Annotated in this window: 18 protein-coding genes; 3 read left to right on the top strand and 15 right to left on the bottom strand. The window is 32.5% G+C overall.

The annotated features are described in order from the left end of the window. Positions 1–11: 11 nt before the first annotated feature. Both NAB20_RS04470 and NAB20_RS04465 read right to left on the bottom strand, forming a co-directional pair. The gene (locus NAB20_RS04470) at positions 12–2,642 is read right to left on the bottom strand and encodes a hypothetical protein (RefSeq protein WP_375605590.1); all 2,631 of its coding nucleotides are present in this window, start codon (positions 2,640–2,642) and stop codon (positions 12–14) included. A 50-nt stretch (positions 2,643–2,692) separates the two neighbouring features. Then, positions 2,693–3,124 carry a hypothetical protein gene (locus NAB20_RS04465; RefSeq protein ID WP_375605589.1) on the bottom strand — a complete coding sequence of 144 codons (432 nt, stop codon included), beginning with the start codon at positions 3,122–3,124 and terminating at the stop codon, positions 2,693–2,695. Between the two features lie 434 nt (positions 3,125–3,558). On the opposite strand from NAB20_RS04465, the gene NAB20_RS04460 reads away from it, so the two are divergent. Together NAB20_RS04460 and NAB20_RS04455 are read left to right on the top strand one after the other, a co-directional pair. After that, positions 3,559–4,131 carry a transposase gene (locus NAB20_RS04460; protein WP_375605588.1) on the top strand — a complete coding sequence of 191 codons (573 nt, stop codon included), beginning with the start codon at positions 3,559–3,561 and terminating at the stop codon, positions 4,129–4,131. Then, positions 4,083–4,493, top strand: coding sequence for a transposase (locus NAB20_RS04455; RefSeq protein WP_375605773.1), 411 nt, complete (start codon positions 4,083–4,085; stop codon positions 4,491–4,493). Before NAB20_RS04460 ends, NAB20_RS04455 begins: the two co-directional genes overlap by 49 nt. 189 nt (positions 4,494–4,682) lie before the next feature. Here the strand turns inward: NAB20_RS04455 and NAB20_RS04450 are convergent, their stop codons facing one another. From NAB20_RS04450 to NAB20_RS04435, 4 genes are all read right to left on the bottom strand, one after another. Further along, positions 4,683–4,946 carry a hypothetical protein gene (locus tag NAB20_RS04450; protein WP_375605587.1) on the bottom strand — a complete coding sequence of 88 codons (264 nt, stop codon included), beginning with the start codon at positions 4,944–4,946 and terminating at the stop codon, positions 4,683–4,685. Between the two features lie 10 nt (positions 4,947–4,956). Next, on the bottom strand, positions 4,957–7,428 hold the full coding sequence (locus NAB20_RS04445; protein WP_375605586.1) for a cysteine peptidase family C39 domain-containing protein: 2,472 nt from the start codon (positions 7,426–7,428) through the stop codon (positions 4,957–4,959). Positions 7,429–7,499: 71 nt separating this feature from the next. Continuing rightward, the gene (locus NAB20_RS04440; protein WP_127823454.1) at positions 7,500–11,123 is read right to left on the bottom strand and encodes a hypothetical protein; all 3,624 of its coding nucleotides are present in this window, start codon (positions 11,121–11,123) and stop codon (positions 7,500–7,502) included. 75 nt (positions 11,124–11,198) lie between these two features. Further along, positions 11,199–12,236 (bottom strand): patatin-like phospholipase family protein, encoded by a 1,038-nt coding sequence (locus NAB20_RS04435; RefSeq protein WP_088394700.1) that lies wholly within the window; start codon positions 12,234–12,236, stop codon positions 11,199–11,201. Between the two features lie 331 nt (positions 12,237–12,567). On the opposite strand from NAB20_RS04435, the gene NAB20_RS04430 reads away from it, so the two are divergent. After that, positions 12,568–13,266, top strand: coding sequence for a S24 family peptidase (locus NAB20_RS04430; RefSeq protein ID WP_105195927.1), 699 nt, complete (start codon positions 12,568–12,570; stop codon positions 13,264–13,266). A gap of 450 nt (positions 13,267–13,716) precedes the next feature. On the opposite strand, the gene NAB20_RS04425 is transcribed toward NAB20_RS04430, so the two are convergent. The 9 genes from NAB20_RS04425 to NAB20_RS04385 all read right to left on the bottom strand — a co-directional run bounded on the left by NAB20_RS04425 (position 13,717) and on the right by NAB20_RS04385 (position 22,071). After that, positions 13,717–14,484, bottom strand: a complete 768-nt coding sequence (locus NAB20_RS04425; RefSeq protein ID WP_105195224.1) for an amidohydrolase — start codon at positions 14,482–14,484, stop codon at positions 13,717–13,719. A gap of 9 nt (positions 14,485–14,493) precedes the next feature. Further along, the gene (locus NAB20_RS04420) at positions 14,494–15,645 is read right to left on the bottom strand and encodes a polysaccharide deacetylase family protein (RefSeq protein WP_235878722.1); all 1,152 of its coding nucleotides are present in this window, start codon (positions 15,643–15,645) and stop codon (positions 14,494–14,496) included. Further along, the gene (locus NAB20_RS04415) at positions 15,608–16,771 is read right to left on the bottom strand and encodes a tetratricopeptide repeat protein (RefSeq protein ID WP_375605585.1); all 1,164 of its coding nucleotides are present in this window, start codon (positions 16,769–16,771) and stop codon (positions 15,608–15,610) included. The genes NAB20_RS04420 and NAB20_RS04415 overlap by 38 nt, the downstream gene beginning before the upstream one ends. An 11-nt stretch (positions 16,772–16,782) precedes the next feature. Beyond that, on the bottom strand, positions 16,783–17,487 hold the full coding sequence (locus tag NAB20_RS04410) for a hypothetical protein (RefSeq protein WP_375605584.1): 705 nt from the start codon (positions 17,485–17,487) through the stop codon (positions 16,783–16,785). Positions 17,488–17,844: 357 nt separating this feature from the next. After that, a complete protein-coding gene (locus tag NAB20_RS04405; protein ID WP_375605583.1) occupies positions 17,845–18,222 on the bottom strand; it encodes a hypothetical protein in 378 nt (125 codons plus the stop codon). A 28-nt stretch (positions 18,223–18,250) separates the two neighbouring features. After that, complete coding sequence (locus tag NAB20_RS04400) at positions 18,251–18,763, bottom strand: thioredoxin family protein (protein WP_375605582.1); 513 nt, start codon at positions 18,761–18,763, stop codon at positions 18,251–18,253. Positions 18,764–18,852: 89 nt separating this feature from the next. Then, positions 18,853–19,614 (bottom strand): succinate dehydrogenase/fumarate reductase iron-sulfur subunit, encoded by a 762-nt coding sequence (locus NAB20_RS04395; protein ID WP_127823448.1) that lies wholly within the window; start codon positions 19,612–19,614, stop codon positions 18,853–18,855. Between the two features lie 44 nt (positions 19,615–19,658). Next, a complete protein-coding gene (locus NAB20_RS04390) occupies positions 19,659–20,033 on the bottom strand; it encodes a four helix bundle protein (protein ID WP_105195218.1) in 375 nt (124 codons plus the stop codon). A gap of 28 nt (positions 20,034–20,061) precedes the next feature. Then, positions 20,062–22,071 (bottom strand): fumarate reductase/succinate dehydrogenase flavoprotein subunit, encoded by a 2,010-nt coding sequence (locus NAB20_RS04385; RefSeq protein ID WP_375605581.1) that lies wholly within the window; start codon positions 22,069–22,071, stop codon positions 20,062–20,064. Between the last annotated feature and the right edge of the window lie 18 nt (positions 22,072–22,089).

Here is a 22,089-nt window from a genome sequence, read left to right as displayed (position 1 = left end):
AATGAATTAATTTACTTTGTTTTTAAATATTTAAATTCCTTATAAAAATTATGTGGAAGAATAGCGTCTCTTCCTATTTGTCCATCTTTGTATAAAAGTACTTCACCTTTTTTAATTACATTAAAAACATGTCCTTTTTTTCCAATTCCTCTGTCTCCAAAAATGATTCCTATTTCTCCCTCCTTCATAACATTTTTTAAATTTGGCAATTTATAAGTCAAAAATGTTTGATCATAAATTTTCTCTAATACAGCAATGTCTTGATATTCTGAATATTTTGCCAGAACAATTTGACCTGTTTTTAAATAGTGGTCAACTACTTGAACTACTTCAACACAATTATTATCACCAACTTTGATTACTTTACCATCTTTTACATAATGATTTAAGTGTATTAAAACCTCATCCAAATAATCCATTGCGTTTTCCGCAGTTATTGTTAAACGAGATAATCTTTCTGCACTAGCTAAAAATGCATCTACATTTTTTGTAGTTCCGACATTTTCGGCCATTCCAGCCAATTCAACTAATTCATCTAAATATTTCTCTAATTCTTTACCCTTTAATTTATTTAGAGCCTTATTAAGTTGAATTGCTACTTCCTTTTCTCTACCACCTGCAATTGTTACACCCTTATAAATAGCTGCAACAGTATCCTCTACTCCTTTTACAAATATAACACCTAATTTTTGAAGTTTTTCAGCATTCTTTAATTCGGCAAAATCCGTAAAGCCTACTTTAAGAATTTCTAAACCTCTTTTGTTAAAATTAGGGATTTCTAAACTATATATAGCTTTTGTGGTGAGTTTTTCAACCCTTTTAAGAACCTCGAGATTTTTGATAATTGTACCAGGAACTTGTAATAGTTTTGCTCCAGAACTTACCAATTTTGGCGCATAAGTAGCAACAAATTTTACAGCAATAGGACTTAGAGTTGCTACACTTCCAACAGTATATATTTTTTCCCAGCTTTCTAAGAACTCCTTGCCTTCTTTTGTTCTAAAATATTCCTTATCCTTATCCCCTTGAATGATAATATCTACCGAGGCTAATCCCATATCTGCAATGGCTGCATATAACAGTAATGAACCAGCACCAGAAGTAATAGTCGCTGCTCCTGCAATTATCATTATCACATTAAACCCAAGGCGAACACCTTCATTGACTTTTTTCCATTCTTTAACATCTGAAGCATATTTTACAAAAATAGCATAGGTATTCATTGTTATTGCTTCGCCTTTATCATTGTATTGGGTAAATTTTACAAGGTCTAAAGGATTGTAATAACCATATTCGTTAACACCTCTTCCATATTCATAAAGATCATGCACATTCCCCTGTTGGTCATACCCTTGACCTAAATATTTTTTTCCTTCCCAATAATTTTTAATAAATACTTTATTTTTATATTTATCTGAAAAAAGGATATTACTATTTAGGGTAAATTTTATTTCGGCATCATACTTACCTCCTTTTTTGTTTCCTTGATGAAAGTGTACGCCAGTTGGTTCGAAAGAGGTTACTTGAGAGTCCATTTCGAGAAACTGGGCATAAGAATGAAGGAGTGAGACAAAAAAATCTTTGTTTGTGGGTTCAAATGTATTAGTGCCTCCTTCAAAAGTTTTTGAGAATTCGTAAACGCCAAACAAGGCTTCAATAGCATTTTGATCATCTAAACCATTATAAATTTTTGTCACTAGACTTTGATCTTTTAAAAACTCATTGATACAAAACTTAGGAGTAATGAGTGACATCGTGTTTACAACATAATAACTTGCATCTTTTGAACCTTTGTCGAAATTTGCAAACATATTGAGGTGTTTCCAAAGTAAATCATCTGGTAATTTGTAGGGTCTTGTCTGTATTTCTGATTCGTCATTATAGCCTAATTTTATATAATTAGGGAGGTTTTTATACAAAAAGGCTAGCGTTTTGACATTATTAGCTTTTTCTAGTTCTAATTTAATACGTTCAAATATTCCTAAACGAACAGCATTAGCATGATCGGTGCCGTATACTTCTTCAAGGAAAAAAAATAAGGTTTCAACGCCAGCTGTTTTTACAATTATAGCTCTATAATCATCACTTGTCTTTATCTTGTTATTTGACCGTACTATTACTCCACTAGTATCTTTGTAATAAATACTATATATGTAATTAATTGTTTTACTGTTTATATCGATATGCACACGATATCCATTTTTCCTAAGGTCATTATCAATATATGCGATAGTCTCGTTTAATGAAATAGATTTAGCTAAAATACTATATGTGTCATTTTCTATTTGCTGCTGTAATTGGTTAAAGTCTTTTTCTTTTTGAGGAATTATTTTTATTTGTTTTGTTTGAATGTTATCTTTCTTTATTGAAACATTTTCGATAAATTCTTCATTTTCAAATTTTTCAAAATTATTTACAATGTAAGTTTTTGCATTAAAAGCATTGATTTTTAAAAAATCGGTTTTTAAATGATTTAACAGTAATTTTATATTAATCGTCGAAAATAAACTAAAGCTATCTTTATAACCTTCAGAAAGTTTATTGTTTTCAATTCCTAATCTATAGACCTTATGAATAGGAACATTATTGTGAGATAGATGTAATCCCAATTGAGGAATTGCAGTTTTTTTTTTGCTTAACATAATTAAAAAAATTAAAAAGGTGGTGTGAAATACACCACCTTTAATGTTTATTATTTAGAATTTAATGTACTCGCTTCTCCTAATTCAATTCCTAAAGAAATATCTCTACTCTCAAAACTCGATTTACTTTCCAACTCGCTAGGATTTTCACAATTAGCTGGGTCAGTTTCTGGGAAAATTGGTAAAGGTTGCTCTACTGCTAAGCCAGTTGACTTATCTTGTAAAATGGTCAATGTAGTAGGTAATTTCGTAATCCAGTATTTTCCTTGTGGCTTTCCTACTGGGGCACGCATTTCATCTACAATACTCATGTATAGTGGATCACCAATTACGGGTACTTCGCCACCGTTCCAGATAATTCCAGTTTCTAAGAAGAATTGAACTGCATCCTCAAAGCCTGGACGTACCGTTACGATTACTCGTGCCATACCAGACTGTAGGAAGCTTTTAAACAACGGATCCATACTTTCGGATATGTACATTTCTTGCCATTTTTCACGATTTGCCCAGTAGTAAAAAGAAAAAGCCAATTCTAAAATTGAACTAGCTTACTTTTTGACCACACGAAAGAGAAAAAGGAGAATGGATTAGTACGGGAGTGGAGATTATTTTATAATCTCATATATATGCTTCGGATTTCTCCTTACGTCGAAATGACAAACGAGACGCTTAACTTAATGACATTGTGCTCGCGCCAGCCTTTAGATTTGTTCTTTGAAAAATTCGTAAATTTAATAACAACCAAAACTGACAAAGTAAACCATTCGCGCCGCAAAGTTTTAAGACTTATCCCCCGATCAGGACTTTGTCAGTTTTATTGCATCAGCATCAAATAGTTATTCAGTCTTAAAGGACTATTATTAAGGCTTCGATAGAAGATTCAATGATTTGGTTGCTAATATTAAAATCTTTTTCTATGAGTAAATTTAGTAATTTTCTAGGAATCGACGTGTCAAAAGAATATTTTGATGCAGTAGTAATTTTGAATAGTGATAAAAATAATACTATTCATAATCAGTTTACCAACGATAGCAAAGGTCTGAAAGAGTTGATTAGTTGGCTAAAATCCTATCAATCAAATGCACAAAACACCTTAGTTTGTTTGGAACACACTGGTTTGTATGGTAAAATTATCATTCAACATTTACTTGCAAAAGAATTCAATGTTTGGGTTGAAATATCATTAAAAATCATTCGTAGTTTAGGCGTTCAAAGAGGGAAGAACGACAAAGTGGATGCTCAAAGAATCGCTTTCTATGCGATGAAAAATCAAGAAGAGGCACAAATCTACCAGCCAGCAAGAAAAGTAGTCAATAAAATAAGAAAATTACTGACTCTTAGAGACTATTTGGTAAACACTAGAGCCTTGTTAATCAAAAACACTAATGAACTAAAAGGCTTTGAACCAGAACTTGCTAAGTTGAATGAAAAACATTCCAAATCAACCATTCAAGGAATAGAAAAAGATTTGAAAAAGCAACCTCTGTAGTAGGAATAGGAAAAGTAACCGCTTTACTATTAATTTGTTTTACCAATGAATTTACAATGTATGAAAATCCAAGGCAATTGGCTTGTTATTGTGGCGTAGTTCCATTTGAATACAGCTCTGGAAAAAGTGTACGAGCCAAACCTAAAGTTCATTATATGGCTAATAAAACACTCAAAAAACAATTACATATGTGTGCACTTTCTTCTATCACTGCAAAAGGAGAGTTGAAAGATTATTTTGAAAGAAAAGTAGCTGAAGGGAAAAACAAAATGTTAGTAATAAACAATATTAGAAACAAGCTAATACATAGAGTTTGTGCCTGTGTAAGAAATAATAAGCTATATGAGAGAAAAGTAGCTTAAAGAAAGAACAAATATATTTTCTTTTGTAAGGAAAGAAGTAAAAAACTTCTTCCCCTTCGCAAGACTACTTTGTGTTTTTCCAACATAAAGTTATTGAATTATTCGCAAAAAATAACCGAAAATTTTAACAATTTTTATTTGGTAAAACCATAGTTATCGGGGGAAGTTTATAATAAAAATTTATTGAATTTAGTCTAAAGGAAACTTTATTTTAATAAAATCTATTAGAGCCTCAATGTCATCAAATTTTTTCTCTATTAAAATTTGACCTTCAAAGTAGTTTAATTTAATTCTGTCCAAAACAATAAATATATTAAAACTATTATCAGGCTTTAATAAAGATTTTTCATCTTTGATTCCGCCCATAATAAACTTATTTCTTTTTTCTGTTCCACGAATATAACAATCGTAATTATTAATTTCTAGAGCTGTTTTTATGTTTTCAATTTCCATTTATAAAAATTTATTTGATTATTCTAAAACACCAATTTTGTCCATACATCCACATATGTTCAAATTCATAAATATCAATTATGGCTTCCACACCATTTCTTCCTTCTGAAAAAATTTTCTCTAAGGGCCAAGGATCTCTTATATGTACATTATTTCCAATAATTTTATCTACGATTATTGAGTGTTGTACATTAGAATTCTTTGGCAATACGAAAGCAATCCAAGAACCATCTTTTGTGAGTTTTTTTGCCATATCTATATCAGAAATATTAGGAACATATTTCATTCCAATATCAATAATATCATTTTTAAAAATTTCTTCAAAAGCACTCTTCATTCCACTAGGAAATGTCCCTGTTTCTTCAGTGGTTTTTGCCATTGTTCTTATCACTTCTTCTGTAAAATTAAAACCAAAATCAGTTGAATATTGTTTAAGACAAGCTGCCGCACAAGACATTTGATGTTCTTGTTTAAGCATATTTCTAGAAATAATTTTTGTATATTTAATAGAACCTATGCCGACTTTCCTAAACTCTATAATTTTTTCAAGGTACTCCTTTATTCCTTTATTTTTTGCTTTTTCAAAGAACCTTTCTACTCTTTTTACAAAACTAGCTTTTTCACCTTTTATTACTAATTCCCCTTTATAAACAAGCGCATATTCTGTAACTATTCTGTCAGCGTTTTTAACTTCTCCAGCTACAAGTATCGCACCGTATTGATTAAGTTCTTGTAACTTAGCTGTGTTGAGCAACCCATTACTTATGGAAATAAGCTCTACATTTTCTGTAACAAAGCGTAAGGTGTTTTTTGTAAAATTAGCAATATTTTTTTCTATTACCACTTTAAAAATAAAAGCGCGGACAAAATGTTTAAATTCGGCTTTTGCGGTGCCATTCAGGATTTTCATTCCTCCTTTAAAAACGCTGTTTAGCAATACAGGTCCTGCTGTAATGGCTCCGCCTACTAGGTAGATTTTACTCCAAGTTTCGACAAATTCTTTAGAAAGTTGGTCTTCGGCTAAGGCAAAAATAGTATCGGCAGTGGCAAGTGTAATATCTGCTGCTGCGGCTAAAGCGATGAGTGGCGATGCAGAACCTAATGAGGCTATGGAAACTGCTATCGTAAATACATTTACTCCTATACGAACGGCTTTCATGATTTGCGCTAATTCATCCCGAGAAGCCGTATCGTGTAAGAATATAGCAGGTACTACCATGGCTGTTTTTTGAGCAACATTGTATACTTGTACCATTTGCAATGGATTGTAATAAGCCCCTTCTTCTAAATCTTCGTCATACGTAACAGGATAGAACCATGAGTTTGCTATAGGAATCATACCTACTAACTTAGTCCTTTCCTGTTTTAAAAAGTATTGCGTATCATTAAAATCTAAGGCTCCTAAAGCAGACGTATTTATAGTATATCCATCACCTAAATAAAACGTTTTGGTTGGTGGTTCAATAGCCACTTTTTCAGAATCCATAACGGCATAAGACAGACTGGTTAAAAAGGAAGCAAAAATGGTTTTATTTGTTTGTTTTACACCTTCCCAAATAGAAGTACTGTCTAAACCATGATAGGCTTTCTTGACAAATTCAGGGTTTTGTTTGAAAAAGTGATACAAATCTACCCATTTGTCGAGTGTGTTGAATCCGCGTAATACATTAATAAAAGCACAGCTTCCGTCTATATATCCGCTAAACCATCCCTCAATATCATAACTTAAAATAGTTTTTAAATAGTTAATTAACTCATCACTTTTAAAATTTTCGGCTATCCAATTAGGAGTATTTTCAAAAAGAAATACGATTTCGTCTTCGTTTTTGGCTTTTTGTATGGCATCAACGAACTTGGTTTTGATTTTATTCTTGATAAATTCAAATTGGCTAGGATCTATGGCATTTACTAAATAGGCAAAATCGGTTAAATTTTCAGACTGAAATACAATACCACGATATTGGTCATTCACGGTAAAATCGTTTGGGTTTGGAGTTGCTGTTACTTTATTTCTAAATTTAGCTGTATTAACATAGTATAATGATAATTGCGCAAAAATCAATTTTGATTTGGCATCGATTTGAATAGAAAAACCCCAATCGTAATCAATAGCATCGATTCGTTTGTTTAAACGGGCTTGCAAAAAGGAGGTATTTGTTTTTCCGTACTCATCTTTATAAGTAAAAGGAATGTTGTTATTAATGATTTTCATTCTTTGGATAGTGCCGCCTTCTCCATCTCTTGTGGAGTATGTTTGTACTGTTGGTGCTCTTTCAAAATCTTTCCAATTAAAAATACATTGAGGATTTGTGCTTACTTTTTTAATAAACCTTATTAATGAGGAAAAATCAACTCCTTCATTGGATTTATTTCCATAAAATTCAGCGCTATATCCTTCGTTTGAAGACCTTGGATTTACGGTGCCGATGGTGTTTTTAGGCAAACGTAAGGCTGTGGGTTTTGTTGCTTTAGGCTGATTCATTTTTCTTTTGTGGATTTTGTTAAATGAAATTCTAGCGATGCTTTGCGCATCACTAGAATTCTTGAATATCATTAATTTTTAGGCAATGTACTCTCTTTTCCTATTTTAATTGCTAGCGAAATATCTCGACTTACAAAACTCGATTTACTTTCCAACTCGCTAGGATTTTCACAATTAGCTGGGTCAGTTTCTGGGAAAATTGGTAAAGGTTGCTCTACTGCTAAGCCAGTTGACTTATCTTGTAAAATGGTCAATGTAGTAGGTAATTTCGTAATCCAGTATTTCCCTTGTGGCTTTCCTACTGGGGCACGCATTTCATCTACAATACTCATGTATAGTGGATCACCAATTACGGGTACTTCGCCACCGTTCCAAATTTTTCCTGTGGTCATAAAAAATTGTACGGCATCTTCAAAACCTGGTTTTACGGTTACGATGATTCTGGCTAATCCTGCTTGTAAAAAACTTCTAAATAAAGGATCGACTGAATTAGAAACATACATTTCTTGCCATTGTTCTCTTTTTCCCCAATAGTAAGGATAAAAAGTATAATCCATAATTTGCCATTCAAACGCCTGTTCCATGAATTTTGCCAATGCGGTATATTTGTCAAGATCTTTATCTAAAAGTACTTGAAAGTTTTCCATTCTATCGCCTGTAGTAAAAGGGACTCCTAAAGTGTCCAAATAATCTTGTAATAAATAAGCTATACAGTTGTGTTTTAGTACATCCTGTTCCATAAAGCGATAAAAATTACTCATTTTTTCTTTCGCCTCTTTTTCTTTTTTCTTTTGTTCTTCGTCTAATTTGATTTGTTCTTCTTGAAATTTTTTATAAGCTTCTTCATATGCTTTGATAATTGCATTGAAATTTTCTGTTTGCCAAGCTTCTAATTTGTTAGGATTTATTTTTAAATTAAAATACATATTGTATTCAATTTGTCCTAAGTTATAACCTGAATTTTTTAAGCTAAAAGTATCAGACAGATGAAGGTTATCAATTGTTATTGTTCCTGATATTTCTTCAAACCAAAATTCTTTGTTAATACCATTACTAAAATCTAAATTAATTCTACTGGAAGATCCTGATCCTTTTCTCCAATAACTAAAATCAATTTTCACTGATTTAGCTACATATCCATCGTTTATTTTTACATTTCTTTGAACTACAGGACAATTACCTTCATTATAAAAACTTTCTACAAAAGGATAATGTTGTACATCTGATTCTTTTAAAGGGGTTAGCTCTACTTTATATATTTTAGCCCAATATTCTAATAATTTTCTTGTTGCTTCTTTTCCACTTTCCATTTTTAGTTCTCCCCTTGCACTTCTAGGATCTACAGGTGTTGTAAGTATTTGTCCTTTAGAAACCATAAATGCTAAACGATGCAGTCTTGCTGGTTCTGGTACCATAAATTCAAACATGGTCCTTTTACCATAATTATAAATTTGATTTTTATATTTAATATCGATCCATCTGTATATACCTGAAATGTGTTTGGGTTTAGCCATTTCTGGGTTGTTAGTTTCTGTTACTTTTCCTCTATTATCAAATTCATGTACGTTTGTTTCTGTATATTCTTTGATAATTTTTTGAACACGTTCTTCTGAAACTCTGCTCACGACTTTTTCCATTGCTTTTTCGGTGATTTCCTGGGACTTCATAACCGCTTGACGAACACTGTCTTGCTGAGCTGAATTGTTAGCATAACCGCCTGTCATTTCAAAATTATAAGCGCCTGAATTATAACTAAATCGTGTATTTGAGGTTATATTTTGTTCTTTCTTAATTTCTTTTGCAATTTCAGTTTGCATATCAGCTCTTGATGTTTTAGAGGTATCTGATAATTTTTCCGATTCCTGATATTTTGAGGTTGTATCTGTAATTTCAGCGTAATCTCTAGCAACGGATGATTTATGTCGTAACTCACTAGCCATGACGTTTTCAATGTTTGAAACTAATCCTGGCACATAGGCATGAACGCTTTGAACTACTTTTAGGTAATCTGCAATACCAACTCTTTTTATACCGAAATTATTTCTTTTAGAGGAAATACTTTCTTTATAAAGAGGAGTTAACATGCCTACTTTTTCGTCATCCGATGTAAGCTTGTCTATTTGAGCATAATATTCTTTACTATCTGAAAAAATAAGTTCTACTCTAAAATTAGCTATAGATCTAAATTTCCTAACTAAAATGGGCGGAAATACCATTTTTTGTTCTTTCCCTTGAATATTGGTATAAATTTCCTCAAAATGTCCTAAATCAGTGTCTGCAATAATTTTAGCTTTTACAATGATTGAATCAAATTCATCAGTATCAAATAAAAAGCTTACAAAAGAACCAGAATCTCCTAAACCAACTGTTGCTGAATATGCCAAAGGCATACTTTTATTACTGTTACGCAGTGGGATTGTTGCTCCTTCTAGATTTATATATTGCTCTTGAACTAATGGTGTATTGTCTAAGATAATTTGCTCAATATTTACTATTTTATCTTGAATTTTCACTAATATATCTTCTATAGTTTTTAGTGAGTCATCTAATTGATATATATTTTCTGCTAATTGTATTTCTCTACTCAATACATTTTCTGGCTTTAACACAGTCTTTTGATTTAAAAAAACAGAAGGTTCTGAATTTGTAAAAGATCCTATTAAAGTATCAAATGATTCCGAAGATAATTTAGAGTTAAATACTATTAAATCGATTTCCTTTTTATACTCAAATTCATGAGGAATAATTTCTATTTTTTTTAATTTATCGTATAGGGGCTGTAATTCCTCATCTGAAGCTTTTGCCTCAATTAATTTATTAATTTCAAACGATACTAAACTTTGTTCTTGAAATTTCAATTTATTTTGCTCTGCGTAATTATTATATGATTTTTTATACGCTTCTTCCCTTTCTTTAAAATAGTCTTGTTGAATGGATTTGAGTTCTAAATCTAATTTTTTAAGTTCCTCTTTTTTATGAATAGCGGTTTGAATTGTTAAATTGTTTTGTGCATTTAGTCGTAATTGTGCTTGATCAACTCTTGATAACCTAGGATCATTCGTTCCTCCATTTGTTTCTTTAGCTGTTTCTTCATTTAAAAACAATTCTTTTGGAATTACAATTTTTCCATTCAAACTATTTTTTACAGGATCTTCACCGTTTATTTTTATAAATTCTTCGTTAACTTCTATATTTTGTGCATAGCCTGTGTGGATAGCTTTTAGTATATCGCAAATAGCTTCTTTTACATAAAAGTTTTTTTGGGTTATAATTTGATAAATTAAATTATCCCAAAGTCTTGTTAATGTACTAATGGCTTCTCTCGTTAATCCTTTATTAGAATCCATCATTTGTGTGTAATAATAATTGGTTCTTTCCCAATCTTGATCTGTAATTTCTTCTCTTTTTGTAATTTTTCTACCGATAGATAACAAATACTTATAATTTTCATCTTCAAATTCTTTTTCGGAATTAAAAAGAGTGAATTTAAATTCTCTTTTTTCAATAAAGTCTTCTATTGCTTTAATTTTTGAGGTGTTTGGTGGACAATTCATTATCACTTCATCAAAGATTCCTTTTGCTACTTTAGGTCTTTGTATAAAGCTTAAATTGTTAGGTTTCGTTTCGGTTAATTGTGGGTTTCTTAAACTCACCATTCTAAAAAGCGTTTGCGACGCATTGTCTGTTGTACTCATTCTTTATTATTTAAAATTACTATTTGGTTATTATTTTTTGTTTTTGATTAATAAATCGGGTATAGGCACACTATATCATTTGTTTTTTATTAATTTTCTTACGATTTCATCTAGTTTTTCTCTATTTTCGTCTACATAGTACATTCCTGCTTGTATGAGTTCGTAAATGTTTTTTTCCGTGGTATTATCCATTTCGGGAGAAGCATTTCGTAGTAAAGGGGCTAAGCGATAATAATTTTTACAGTTACGCGTACCTAACACTTCATACATTTTGGTTAAATGATAATTAACCGTTTCAGCATTTGACGATAATAAAATATCAATTAATGGTCCAATCCATTTTATTTTGCCTGCATCTTGAAACTTTTCAAAAGCATAGGGCTTTAACACCTCTCCTGTTCCAATAGAAATGATTATCAAATCTTTAACCTCTGGATAATCTACTTTATTTGGATTACTAAGAATTTTTGAAAAAGGAATTTTACTAGCTTCGGCAAAAGCGCACAAAGCAGGATTATTAGCATAAACGCCTCCATCAATTAATGTAAATTCCTGACCATATAATGATTTTATTTTAGCTGGTTCAAAATAGGTGGGAGCTGCGCTTGTTGCTCTGCAAACATCTTTTACATAAAAATTTTCTAAAGGTGTATGCGCTTCATGACTACAAAAAAACTTGGCTTTTCTCCTATTAATATCGTAAGATGTAATAAGACATGGTTTTATCAGCTTTTTTAATTCTATATTTCCAAAAATAATATCTAGTTGTTTTTCAATATTTTTTTGAGATATCTTTTCATTAAATAAACCAAAGGGATTAAAAATCTCTTCCCAAAATGAGGTGTTAAATATTTTTTCACCTTTTTTTTGATATAAATCCATTGCTTTATTTACAGAAAATAATGCTTGGTTACTATTATCTGGATGCAAAAGGAAACAAGCTAATAATCCACCTGTACTACTACCTGCTATTAAATCAAAATAATCTCCGATTTTCGCATTAGGGTTATCTTCTTTTTGTAATTGTTCTTCTATATATTTAAGAATAACACAAGTAATTATACCTCTTATCCCACCTCCATCTAAGCTTAAAACTCTTATTTTATTAGCCATTTTTCTATCGTTTGTCTTTTAGTTTCAAAAATGATCACAAGAATTTCTATTGAAATAATACCAATTTCAAGAACTATCCTTGTATTTTATTTGCTTCATATTGTTTAAAAAAATAATCCTACAATCTATTTTAGATGAAAATATTCACAACACATTGACTATAATCATTCAACAGTGCAAATATAAAAGATTATTTTCTAACTAACAAATAATTATTAGATTTTTTTCTTTTTAAATAAGAAATAAATCCCTTTTAAAATATTTTATAAGATTTTAAACTACTAATTATTGAAAATTTTCATATTTTTACACCGAATTTTACATTTATTATATGGTTTCAGAACGATTAGGACAATATCTGGATAGAAAAGGCATTAGTTTTTATGCTTTTGAAAATAGTCTAAGTGCTGGCAGAGGAAGTATTTCTAAGGCGGTAAAAGAAGGAAAGAGCATCGGCTCTAGTATGCTAGAAAATATTCTTTCATTATATAGTGACTTAAATCCTACTTGGTTATTAACTGGAGAAGGAAATATGTTAAAAGAAGAGGAAGACTTTATTTTAAATAAATCCATTCAAGCTTTTCCTTTAAAAACAGATAATGCTCTTCATTATCAGCAAATCCCTTTGTACGATATTGAAGCCACAGCTGGCCTAGTTCCTTTATTTTCTGAATCTTCAAATAATGTTCCTTTAGATTATATTTCTATTCCTAATTTACCTAAATGTGATGGTGCTATTTATGTAACAGGAGATAGTATGTATCCTTTATTAAAAAGTGGCGACATTGTATTGTATAAGGAAATAAATGATATTCAAAATGAAATTTTTTGGGGAGAAATGTATTTATTGAGTATTGAAATGAGTGGTGAAGAATTTGTAATGGTTAAATACATTCAAAAATCAGAAAATATAAATTTTGTAAAATTAGTGAGTCAAAACAAACATCACCAAGACAAAGAAGTAGAAATAAGTAAAATAAGAGCTCTCGCATTAATTAAAGCAAGTATACGAATTAATTCTATGAATTAATCTGACAGAATAGGAGCAATATATCTTTAACCCATATTTCGCACCAGACTCGAGCCGAAAGAGAATTGGCAAAGCCTAATCAATGCCACTTTATTTCTGTTTATGACAGATTCTAATGCGTAATTTGGTTTTAACCCAGATTACGCATTAGACCCGAACGTAGCGAATAAACGAAGTAAATCTATTGCCCTTTATTTTTATTCAAATTCAAGCACGTACTCAAATTTTAATCATCAAAATAGTTCACTATTTCTTCTTCTAAAATTTTCCGTGAGCACTTGAATTTATTGAAAATTTTTATTTCACAACGAAGTCTAATGCGGAATCTGGGTTTAAAGAAATATAATTTTCAAAATAAACATTCAAAGAAAAGTAAAATTATATGGTTCTTTTTTGATTTTTACTTCTTGAAATAGTAGTATCTAAAAAGTATTAAATACTGTCTTCTGATTAGCAAATAATGTTAAAAGAATCTTTATCATTCAAAAAATTCAACCGAGTACGCATTTCCAACAGCGCTTCTTTATCAAGGGTAACCAATTGAACTGAAGCAGTTTCATTAGGCGTTACTAAGTAGTTCCCTAGATAATCTACTACTTGCGAATGTCCTACGTATTCCAACTGACTGCCATCGGTACCTACACGATTTACGCCGATAACATAAGATAAATTTTCAACGGCTCGGGCTGGTAACAATATATCCCACGCTTGAATACGTGGTTTGGGCCAACTTGCTACATAAATAAGCAGGTCGTAATTTTCGACGTTTCTAGCAAATACAGGGAAACGTAAATCGTAGCAAATTTGAAGACAAATTTTCCAGTTTTTGTAGTCCACTATCACCTTTTCTTTACCGCCTGTAAAAACAGCTTCTTCTTTTGCCAAAGTAAATAAATGGCGTTTATTGTAATACGTTAAAGAACCATCCGGATACACAAATAGCATACGATTATAATAATTCCCAGCTTCTTCAATGACTACACTACCTGTAATAGCACAAGATTTTTGAATGGCTAGTTTTTGCAACCATTGTACAGTTGCCCCTTCCATAGTTTCCGCTACAGCGGACGGATTCATTGTAAAACCAGTGGTAAACATTTCGGGTAACACAATCAAATCAACGGGCTCTGAAATGGCGTTGATTTCGTTTTCAAAATGTGTGCGATTAGCTTGTGGGTTTTCCCAAACCAAATCGGCTTGTATGATAGCAATTTTCATTTCCAAAACTTATAATTCATTAGGTTGAACCCATTGGATTCCTGTTCCTTTAAAATAATTCAAAATATGTGGCACAGCAATTTGTGCTTTTTCATGTACATCGTGAAAAAGTAGAATTCCTCTACGCCATAACAGCATTAAACTAATTTGTCTATCGGCTACTTCCCTAGCTGTAATGTGCGCATTCCAATCTTGAGAATCGATATTCCACAAAACAACTTTAGACTGACTTGCGCCTAAACTTTTGGCTAATTCTTCTGTTCTTTGTCCATAAGGAGGACGAAAATACACGGGTTTATCCGAGTCCGTCAGTTGTTGAATTAAACCGCTCGTAAAATTAAGCGAAGTCTTCCAATCAACGAGTTTTTGATGAGATACATGGGTTTTCCCATGCGAGGCTAACAAATGACCTTGATACAGATTTTGAATTTGTTTATCAGTCTGCATCCTTTTTTGTAGCGCATCGCCAAGAACAAAGAAAACACCTTTCTGATGTTGCTCATTTAGCACTTTGATCATCTTATCGGTATTTCCATTTTTTATCGTTGGACCATCATCAAACGTTAATAAAAATTGTTTTTCTGACAAATTAAAACCATTGATTTCGTTTTTAGAAAGCAAGCCTATTTCACTTGTAATCCTTGGGTATAACGATGCCAAACGACATTGCTCATAAAGGTATTTATCATAAAAATCCAAACTGGCATGATACCAAGCTTTCAACGCGGAAGGCATTTTTGGTTCAGGATTAATCTTGGCAACATCTTCCCATTTATTAATTTCATTAATTCCAATCAAATCTTGAAGCGAAGCTTTAGTCAATGATTTAAAATTAGAAAGTATAATTTGCTTTGTTTTTGTTTCCCACTCTCGAACCGAAGACACCGATACTTTTTTTAAATCGAGTTTTTGTTGCAACTCTGTTTCATTAAGTCCTTCGTAAGCTTTGAAGGCTTTGGAAAAGGCAATCATTTCACACTTAGATGCGACATCAAAATTATGTGCACTATTAATAGGATAGGGCCATAAAGCCCTATCTATTTTTGCAATTTTATCAGGTCCATTACTTGCAAAGCAAAATTGCATTGCAAACAGGAAGCCAATAACTAAGGATATTTTAAAATTATAAACGTTGTTGTACTCTGCTAATCGCTTTGTCATATACTGGATTTTCTTTATGCTGTTTGGCTAATTTATAATTTTCTAAAGCCTCTTGAAAATGGTTTTTTGCTTCATAAATACGCGCAATATTATAGTACGAACCCGCTTTCACAGTATTTGCAGTAGTTCCGCTGGCTAAAGAAATTGCTTTACGATTTGCCCATAAAGCTTCTGCTTCTTTGCCTGATTTTTGAAATACCAATCCTAAATTACCATAAAACAACCCTTCATTTGGGTTTAACTCAATAGCATCTTGATAAAAGTTAATAGCACTTTCGTAATTACCCGCATGGTACTCTTGTTCGCCTTTTTTATTGATTTGTTTGGCAGTCAAAGCATCTGCAGAGGTAACAACCGATTGTTGTTCCGATGGGCGATATTCACGTAAAATTGTACGCACTCCTTCCCAAGAAGAAGCTTCTCTGTAGTCGTTAATATCCGCTAGATTTCCATTTTCATCAATCATAAAAGGAATCCAAACCGTACCCGTTTTACCCGCCTGCGGTGTATAGGTTTTGATTAAAGTATTACCAATATACACATACACTTTTGCTCTACTGATAGTAGCCAAGTTGCTATTAGCTGTTTTATCTTTATCAGAAAAATTATGCACTGCATACACATACTTTTTCCCCTGTAACTTCTTAGTAATCGTTATGGTTTCAGGACCATAACTATCCGTATCATCTACATCTAATTTAGCATTTACAGCATCCATTTGGTAATAACATACGTAACCACCTTGATAGGACAAATGCGAATCGATATCTAGAGGTCTTTGCCCCCAACTCAATACGATACGCATCCCGTCTAACTCGGTCATAAAAGGGCTAATGGCATAGGTCAGACCACCACATGGACATTTAGAAACCAGAGTAGAATAGCCTTCTTTTTTAATAATAATGGTTAAATCGTTGGTATTACGAAATTCTTCAGGAATCATTACTTTTCCAGAAGCGTTCGTCGTACGAGTCAATGAAGTTTCTCCATTTTTTTGGAAGATAACCTGTGCATTAGGTATAACTTTGTCTTTTATTACGGCACTTAAAACAAGAATTTCATTTGTGTTTTGAGCCAATATAGTTTGCACTAAAAAAAGAAGCGCAAAGCTTAGAAGTTTTTTCATGTTTAGTTTAATTAATTTTTGGATTCAAAGTTAGACAATTGTTGGTCAAAAAGTTCAAAAGGATTTACTTTATCAAAGGCTAGTTTAAGCGGTTCAAATTCCTTCACTTCAGTCTCAGAAGGCATGTCCTCTTTCATTGTATTCACTTGGGTCATTTCTATTTTACCTGTTAACACTTCATAATATCCCACGGTTTGTCCGCCTGCACCTGCGTGAAAACTCTCCATAGATTTCAAAAACAATTCACCATTTTCAAACTGAAAAATAAAATCGTAGTTCCCAGAAGGTCCTAGACCACTAAAATTGATTTGCAATTCATTTTTTGAAATAGTAATGTCTTCATATTCAAAATTTGTCATAACATCTTCTGAATTTGAATTTGGAAAAATCGTATCGGATTGCATAAACAAATCCAACCCTTTCTGTTTATTTCCCAAAAAGACTAAAGTGCGTCTTGGAGCTGTATCATCATCACTATTTTTAAGAACATAGGCATAATCTTTTATTCCATCTTGATTCAAATCGCCATCACATTCGTATTGAATCTCGAAACCCTCAGGAATATGCTCTTGAATTACACTGGGTGTTTTCTCTGGACTCGGATTCGTTTTCTCTAACTTAGGCTTAGAAGTGGGTTTATCTGCAATAGGTTTATCATTTTTACAGCTAACAAACAAAAGATAAAGTATTAAAACAATAAAAATAGTTTGTTTCATTTGTTTAAATATTATCAAGATTTATGGAAATAGAACTAATTTATCATTAGGCAAGTCGTATTCATATAAATCGTCTTTTTCAGCATCATAATACAACCATTGAATTTTAGTCATACGCCCTTCAAAAGAAGTACCTAACCCTAAAACCGTGTATGTTTTTCCATCGCGCTCTTGTTGCTCTATAGAATATTCTAAAGGAGAATTATCTGCAATATGTAATTTTAATAATTCATTTTTTGAATTAGCTACATAATACTCGACTAGTTCATAAAGATGTTTAAAATAGCCGTCGGAATATTCATTTTCATTATACCAATGATACTTGAAATCGAGTTTATAAGTTTTGCGAAAACGAGCCTATTTCCCCTCTTTTATTTTCTTAAAAGAAACCAACCATTCGGCTAATTCAGGTGTTTCACCATCACCAGCTATATGAATAGTATCCATTTTCCATTCAATAGCAACTTTATCACCACGTACCAAACTCCTATCGTCATTTTTATCATTAATAAAAGAATACAACTCATTATTCTTTCGGAGATTAATCAGCCTATAGTCGCCATCATCATTGTAATTAACAAATTCAAAAACATCTGAAAAGAGTTTCGTTTTTGAAGTATTGTTGCTAGACAATGTTTTAGTAGGGGAAATTGTATTTTCAGAAATTGTTTTATCCTTACAACTCCAAAGAAAAATACCCAGTACAATACTGAGTGTGAATTTTAGAAATCGCATTTTTATTTAGTTTAGTCTTAAGCTGGATTTATTTTGAAATATTGGTTTCTAAAAAAGCTTTTACTTTATCAACACTATAACCTTTCCCTTCTTCCAAAGAGCCGGTTTCTTGAACATGAACTAGTTTACCCTCAGAATTTAAAATCATAAAAACAGGATAACCGTGTTTTTCGCCTGGATTACTACCGTATTGACTAAAGAACTTTTCATTCTTATTTTTAGTTGACCAATTCAAATGATAATAGATATAATTCGTATCGACCAATTGTTTTAATGTTTCATTTTTATTAATAAAATCATTCAGACGTAAGCACCAAATACACCAGTTCCCTCCTACTTGAATCAGAATTTTTTTTCCCTCCTTTTTTGCCGTTTTTAAAAGCTCAGCGACTTTTATAGAGGCATCTTCTTCTTCATGATAGGGTTTTGCTAAAACAGCCTTTTCTTGTTCTACTTTCTTTTTAGCTTCGGCTTTTTCGTCAGTAGTTTGAGCGAAGTTCGCTTGAGCAATTAAGAGTAAGCAAAGTACTAACTTTTTCATTCTCAAAAAATTTTAGGTGAATATACTAAAAAAAGAAAACCCTTTCAGCCAAGTTAGACTGAAAGGGTTATAAACTTATGTTAAAGCTATTATTTTAAACTTGCTTTTAAGTATTCACTGTTCATACGAGCGATATTTTCTAATGAAATACCTTTTGGACATTCGATTTCACAAGCACCTGTATTTGTACAGTTACCGAATCCTTCTTCATCCATTTGACGTACCATGTTTAATACACGTTGCGTAGCTTCTACTTTACCTTGTGGTAATAAAGCGTATTGTGAAACTTTTGCTCCTACGAATAACATAGCAGAACCGTTTTTACAAGTAGCCACACAAGCTCCACATCCAATACACGCTGCCGCTTCGAATGATTTGTCTGCATCAACTTTAGGAACTGGAATTGCGTTTGCATCAATTGTGTTACCAGAAGTGTTTACAGATACGAAACCACCCGCTTGTTGAATACGGTCAAAAGATGTTCTATCAACCACTAAGTCTTTAATTACAGGGAAAGCTTTACTTCTCCATGGTTCTACATAAATCGTATCACCATCGTTGAACATACGCATGTGTAACTGACACGTAGTAATTCCTGTATCAGGTCCATGAGCACGACCGTTGATAAACATAGAACACATACCGCAAATACCTTCACGACAATCGTGGTCAAATGCTACAGGTTCTTTCTTTTCTGCAATCAATTGTTCATTCAATTGGTCCATCATTTCTAAGAATGAACTGTCAGTAGATACATTGTTTAATGAATAATCTACCATTTGTCCTTTGTCAGAAGCTTTTTTCTGACGCCAAACTTTTAATTTTATATTGATGGTTTTCTTTGATGCCATAATCTTATTTTTTTTTAAGCCATTAGCCAAATAGGCAAAAGGCATTAGTTTTTAGTGGATTCTAACTTATTAATAAATGAATTAATCATTTTAGATTCTTCTTCTATTTGCAACATTAACTGATTAAAACAATCATTCTTTTTTATAAAATTTAGACGATTGGCTATTATCAATTCTGTTTCGATTTCAAAAAGGGAACCACGTGCAATATTTACAAAATGTATATAACTCTGCGTTGAACTTCTACCATATCCTTCAGCAATATTTGATGGGATAGAAACTGAAGCTCTTTTTAACTGACTAGTTAGAGCATACATTTCTTCTTTAGGAAAATCTTCAACCAGCTCATAGATACTAACTACTATATCAATACCCTTTTGCCAAATTAATAAATCTTTATAAGACCTGATATCCCCCATAACTAATGCCTAATGGCTATTGTCTTTTTTACTTATAATTACGAGCTGCAATCTTAATATATTCGTATTTCAACTCTTCTTTGTGTAATACCGATTTGTTGATGTCTTCACCTTGGTATTCCCAAGCTCCTACGAATGCGAAGTTTTCGTCATCACGTAAGGTTTCACCTTCAGCATCTTGGTATTCTTCACGGAAGTGACCACCACATGACTCTTTACGTTGTAAAGCATCCATAGCCATCAATTGACCTAACTCCATGAAGTCAGCAACACGTAATACTTTTTCTAATTCCGTATTCATTTCGTCAGCAGCACCTGGAACATATACATCAGCATAGAACTCTTTACGTAAAGCATCAATTTCAGCAATAGCCTCCGTTAATCCTTTTTCATTACGTCCCATACCTACTTTGTTCCACATGATGTTCCCTAAACGTTTGTGGAAATGGTCAACTGATTTAGAACCATTGTTGTTTAAGAAAGCATTAATTTGGTCTCTAACGTTTTTCTCAGCTTGTACGAATTCTGGTAAATCAGTAGAAATTTTACCTGTACGAATTTCATCAGCTAAGTAGTTAGAAACGGTATAAGGTAATACGAAATAACCATCGGCTAAACCTTGCATTAAAGCAGAAGCTCCTAAACGGTTAGCTCCGTGGTCAGAGAAGTTTGCTTCACCTGCTACGAAACATCCAGGAATTGATGATTGTAAGTTATAATCAACCCATACACCACCCATTGTATAGTGAACTGCTGGGTAAATTTTCATTGGTGTTTCATAAGGGTTTTCGTCTGTAATTTTTTGGTACATGGTAAATAAGTTACCATATTTTTCTTCTAACCAAGCTTTACCTAAAGTAACAATTTCTTCTTGAGAAGGATTATGATTACCTTTAGCATAAGCTGCTTGCTTACCTTTAGCAATTACTTCAGAAGCGAAATCTAAGTAAACCCCTTCGTTAGTATCATTAGATTCGATACCAAAACCAGCATCACAACGCTCTTTCGCTGCACGAGAAGCTACGTCACGAGGTACTAAGTTACCGAAAGCTGGGTATCTTCTTTCTAAGAAATAATCTCTGTCTTCTTCAGCAATTTGAACTGGTTTCAATTTACCTTCACGGATAGCTACTGCATCTTCTATCTTTTTAGGAACCCAAATACGACCTGAGTTACGTAATGATTCCGACATTAACGTTAATTTCGATTGGTTTGTTCCGTGTACTGGGATACAAGTAGGGTGAATTTGTACATAACAAGGATTTGCAAAATGCGCTCCTTGCTTGTGGATTTTCCAAGCAGCCGTTACGTTACTTCCCATCGCATTGGTTGATAAGAAATATACGTTACCATATCCACCTGAAGCAATGATTACTGCGTGAGCAGAATGTCTTTCAATTTCACCCGTAATTAAGTTACGAGCAATGATACCGCGAGCTTTACCATCCACTTTAACTAATTCTAACATCTCGTGACGGTTGTACATTTTTACACGTCCTAAACCGATTTGACGAGATAAAGCAGAATAAGCACCTAGTAATAATTGCTGACCTGTTTGACCTGCTGCGTAGAATGTACGTTGTACTTGCGTACCACCGAATGAACGGTTATCTAACATACCGCCGTATTCGCGAGCAAATGGTACACCTTGTGCCACACATTGGTCGATGATGTTACCTGAAACCTCAGCTAAACGGTGTACGTTAGCCTCACGAGCACGGTAGTCACCACCTTTGATAGTATCATAGAATAAACGGTAAACTGAGTCACCGTCATTTTGATAGTTCTTAGCTGCATTCACCCCTCCTTGTGCTGCGATAGAGTGCGCACGACGTGGTGAATCTTGGAAACAAAATGCTTTTACATTATATCCCATTTCTCCTAATGAAGCAGCAGCCGAAGCACCTGCTAAACCAGTACCAACTACGATAACATCGATTTTTGGACGGTTGTTTGGAGCCACTAATTTTAAATTATTTTTATGATTCGTCCATTTCTGAGAAATGTGACCTTCAGGTATTTTAGAATCTAACTTCATATCTTTATATAGTAAGCT

The organism is Flavobacterium davisii (genome assembly GCF_042182265.1).
GTDB classification, from domain to species: Bacteria; Bacteroidota; Bacteroidia; order Flavobacteriales; family Flavobacteriaceae; genus Flavobacterium; species Flavobacterium davisii.
The sequence above is the reverse complement of the archived record's forward strand: the minus strand, read 5'-3'. Positions and strand labels throughout refer to the sequence as shown.

What these genes read in the sequence shown, in the direction of transcription:
- NAB20_RS04470 (WP_375605590.1), bottom strand. Translation starts at nt 2,642, where the DNA reads ATGTTAAGCAAAAAAAAAACTGCAATTCCTCAATTGGGATTACATCTA.
- NAB20_RS04465 (WP_375605589.1), bottom strand. Translation starts at nt 3,124, where the DNA reads ATGTACATATCCGAAAGTATGGATCCGTTGTTTAAAAGCTTCCTACAG.
- NAB20_RS04460 (WP_375605588.1), top strand. Translation starts at nt 3,559, where the DNA reads ATGAGTAAATTTAGTAATTTTCTAGGAATCGACGTGTCAAAAGAATAT.
- NAB20_RS04450 (WP_375605587.1), bottom strand. Translation starts at nt 4,946, where the DNA reads ATGGAAATTGAAAACATAAAAACAGCTCTAGAAATTAATAATTACGAT.
- NAB20_RS04445 (WP_375605586.1), bottom strand. Translation starts at nt 7,428, where the DNA reads ATGAATCAGCCTAAAGCAACAAAACCCACAGCCTTACGTTTGCCTAAA.
- NAB20_RS04440 (WP_127823454.1), bottom strand. Translation starts at nt 11,123, where the DNA reads ATGAGTACAACAGACAATGCGTCGCAAACGCTTTTTAGAATGGTGAGT.
- NAB20_RS04435 (WP_088394700.1), bottom strand. Translation starts at nt 12,236, where the DNA reads ATGGCTAATAAAATAAGAGTTTTAAGCTTAGATGGAGGTGGGATAAGA.
- NAB20_RS04430 (WP_105195927.1), top strand. Translation starts at nt 12,568, where the DNA reads ATGGTTTCAGAACGATTAGGACAATATCTGGATAGAAAAGGCATTAGT.
- NAB20_RS04425 (WP_105195224.1), bottom strand. Translation starts at nt 14,484, where the DNA reads ATGAAAATTGCTATCATACAAGCCGATTTGGTTTGGGAAAACCCACAA.
- NAB20_RS04420 (WP_235878722.1), bottom strand. Translation starts at nt 15,645, where the DNA reads ATGACAAAGCGATTAGCAGAGTACAACAACGTTTATAATTTTAAAATA.
- NAB20_RS04415 (WP_375605585.1), bottom strand. Translation starts at nt 16,771, where the DNA reads ATGAAAAAACTTCTAAGCTTTGCGCTTCTTTTTTTAGTGCAAACTATA.
- NAB20_RS04410 (WP_375605584.1), bottom strand. Translation starts at nt 17,487, where the DNA reads ATGAAACAAACTATTTTTATTGTTTTAATACTTTATCTTTTGTTTGTT.
- NAB20_RS04405 (WP_375605583.1), bottom strand. Translation starts at nt 18,222, where the DNA reads ATGCGATTTCTAAAATTCACACTCAGTATTGTACTGGGTATTTTTCTT.
- NAB20_RS04400 (WP_375605582.1), bottom strand. Translation starts at nt 18,763, where the DNA reads ATGAAAAAGTTAGTACTTTGCTTACTCTTAATTGCTCAAGCGAACTTC.
- NAB20_RS04395 (WP_127823448.1), bottom strand. Translation starts at nt 19,614, where the DNA reads ATGGCATCAAAGAAAACCATCAATATAAAATTAAAAGTTTGGCGTCAG.
- NAB20_RS04390 (WP_105195218.1), bottom strand. Translation starts at nt 20,033, where the DNA reads ATGGGGGATATCAGGTCTTATAAAGATTTATTAATTTGGCAAAAGGGT.
- NAB20_RS04385 (WP_375605581.1), bottom strand. Translation starts at nt 22,071, where the DNA reads ATGAAGTTAGATTCTAAAATACCTGAAGGTCACATTTCTCAGAAATGG.